1 protein-coding gene is annotated in these 540 nt (G+C 68.5%); it reads left to right on the top strand.

Going from position 1 to position 540, the window contains the following annotated elements; all coding sequences use genetic code 11:
- The coding region (locus AB1460_RS38260; RefSeq protein ID WP_368967505.1) for an ABC transporter substrate-binding protein at positions 1 to 540 on the top strand (540 nt) is incomplete at both ends.

Raw genomic sequence — 540 nt, 5'->3', positions numbered from 1 at the left:
CCGGCCCCGGCAGCGGCGCGCTGTCCGCCGCCCGGGCAGGTCTCGACGCCCGACTGGGGCTGGCCAACGAAGCCGGCGGCGTACACGGCCGGCAACTGACCTACGCCTGGCGCGACGACGGCTCCTCGCCATCGGAGAACGTCCAGGCCAGCCGGGACCTGATCCAGCAGGAGGGCGTCTTCGGCCTCGTGACGGCAAGCGGCGCCATGGACGACTCGCTGGAAAGCCTGTCGAATGATCGAGTCCCCGTCACCGGCATCTTCCAGACCGGGCGGAGTGAGTACGACAACCTCTTCTCCTTCCTCGCCGGAGCCTCGCCGGAGATCACCGCCCGCTACATCCTCGGGCAGAACGGCCGGAAAGCCGCCTTCCTCATGTCCGGTTCCCAGCCCTTCACCCAGCAGGTCATCGAACAGTACCGGGCCGCGTTCGAGAGCAACGGACTCCCGACAGTTCCCGAGATCATCACCTACTCGGCGGGAACCGACAGCCCCGTACGGATCGCCCAGCGCCTGGAAAGCGCCGGCACCGACTCCATCG

Source organism: Parafrankia sp. FMc2, assembly GCF_041008525.1.
Lineage (GTDB): Bacteria > Actinomycetota > Actinomycetes > Frankiales > Frankiaceae > Parafrankia.
This window is presented reverse-complemented; position numbering and strand designations above follow the sequence as displayed.